The 1,929-nt window shown below is 64.0% G+C and carries 1 protein-coding gene and 1 pseudogene; both read right to left on the bottom strand.

Going from position 1 to position 1,929, the window contains the following annotated elements; all coding sequences use genetic code 11:
- Positions 1 to 205: 205 nt before the first annotated feature.
- Positions 206 to 1,249 carry a hydrogenase expression/formation protein HypE gene (gene hypE, locus Q7L05_RS17370; RefSeq protein WP_303909578.1) on the bottom strand — a complete coding sequence of 348 codons (1,044 nt, stop codon included), beginning with the start codon at positions 1,247 to 1,249 and terminating at the stop codon, positions 206 to 208.
- A 313-nt stretch (positions 1,250 to 1,562) separates the two neighbouring features.
- A pseudogene (locus Q7L05_RS17365) lies at positions 1,563 to 1,929 on the bottom strand (hydrogenase formation protein HypD); the annotation flags it as partial.

The raw sequence follows: 1,929 nt of genomic DNA, 5'->3' as shown, positions 1-1,929 counted from the left end.
TACTTCGTCGCCGGGGCTCCTCGTAATGACAGCGAGGGCAAGTTCATCAGGAGCCCTACCCGCCGCGCAGCGTGATAAGGGCCGAATAGTTAAGAAATTCTTCTGTATCGCACGCGGTTCTGCCGTTTCCGATGATTTTCGGCCACGCGCGCCGATGAATTCTTTGCGCTCTTGGCGTCTTTGCGGTGAATTCATGAATTTCGGCCTAACAGATCCGCGGTAGCTGTTCGCCGCTGAGCCAGTCGACCATTCGCATTCCGCCGAAGCTCGTCTGCATCTGCACGAAACGGTTCGGGTCTTCCTGTACCTCGCCGATGATCGCCGCCTCGCGGCCGAGGGGGTGGGCGCGCATAGCGGTCAGCAATCGCTCGGCGTCCTCCGGGGCGCAGATCGCCACCAGCTTACCTTCATTGGCCACGTAGAGCGGGTCGAGCCCCAGGAATTCGCAGGCGCCCCGCACGCCCTCGCGCAAGGGGAGGCTCGATTCCTCGATGCGCATGCCGACCGCCGACTGCTGGGCCAGTTCGTTCAGGGTCGCCGCCAGCCCGCCGCGGGTCGGGTCGCGCAGGCAGTGCAGGTTCGGCACCGTCTCCACCATGGCCGCCACCAGCCCGTGGAGCGCGGCCGAATCGGACTCGATGCCAGTACCGAAACTCAGGTTCTCCCGCCGGGACATAATCGCCACGCCGTGGTCGCCGAGGCTTCCGTTCACCAGGATGCGATCGCCGGGGCGCGCCCGATCGCCGGAGATCTCGACCCCGGCCGGCACCACGCCGAGGCCCGTGGTGTTGATGAATACCCCGTCCCCCTTGCCCTGCTCCACCACCTTGGTATCGCCGGTAACGATCGCCACGCCCGCCTCTTCGGCGGCGGCCGCCATGGACTCGGCGATACGTTTCAGGTCGCCGAGCGGAAAACCCTCCTCCAGGATAAAGCCCGCGGCGAGATAGAGCGGCCGAGCCCCCGACATGGCCACGTCGTTCACCGTGCCATGCACCGCCAGGGAGCCGATGTCGCCCCCCGGGAAGAACAGCGGAGTGACCACATGGGAGTCGGTCGCCATCACCATGCGTCCGGCTGGCACGTCGAAGGCCGCCTGATCGTTGAGTTGGCGCAGCAGCGGATTATCGAATGCCTTCAAGAACAGCTCGTCGATCAATTGCGCCATAGCGCGGCCGCCACTGCCGTGGGTCAGGTCGATGCACCCGCGCTTGAAGTCCAGTGGACGGATGTAGGGTTTCTTGCTCACTCTATCTCCTCAGACGGGGGACTGGCCACAGAGGGCACAGAGTACAAAGAGAAAAAACAGGGGACCTAATTTCGGATTCACGGCCTCGTTCCGTTACCCGCCGAAAAGACCGGCCGTAGGAGCGGCGCATCGCCGCGATTTCGCTAAAGGTTGACAGCAAATCGCCCCGACGCGGGGCTCCTACGCAATGGTCTGTCCATGTGTTCTATAATGGCATTGGGCTTCAAGGCTTGTGACCCATGGGTCATCGGCTTCTTTGCGCTCTTTGCGTCTTTGCGTCTTTGCGGTTAATCGTTGTCGGGTTTACGTCGCATCACCCCGTCTCCCGGTAGCGGCCGTAGGTGTAGTGGGCGGCGCAGGCTCCCTCGGAGGAGACCATGCAGGAGCCCAGGGGATTGTCCGGCGTGCAGACCCTGGCGAACAGCTTGCAGTCCTGCGGCCGCTTCATCCCGCGCAGGATGGCGCCGCACTCGCAGGCGGGATGCTCCTTGCCGGAGCGGAACGCGATTGCAAAGCGCCGCTCGGCATCGAAGACGGCATAACGGCCCTGGATGCGCAGCCCGCTGTAGGGGACCACGACGAGGTCCCGCGACTCGAACTCCCGCCGCAGTTCGAAGACGTCCGCCACCACCATCTGTGCCTTGAGGTTACACTCGCGGCTGACCGGCCGGGGGAACTCG

Source organism: Thiohalomonas denitrificans, from assembly GCF_016841685.1.
Lineage (GTDB): Bacteria > Pseudomonadota > Gammaproteobacteria > Thiohalomonadales > Thiohalomonadaceae > Thiohalomonas > Thiohalomonas denitrificans_A.
The sequence above is the reverse complement of the archived record's forward strand: the minus strand, read 5'-3'. Positions and strand labels throughout refer to the sequence as shown.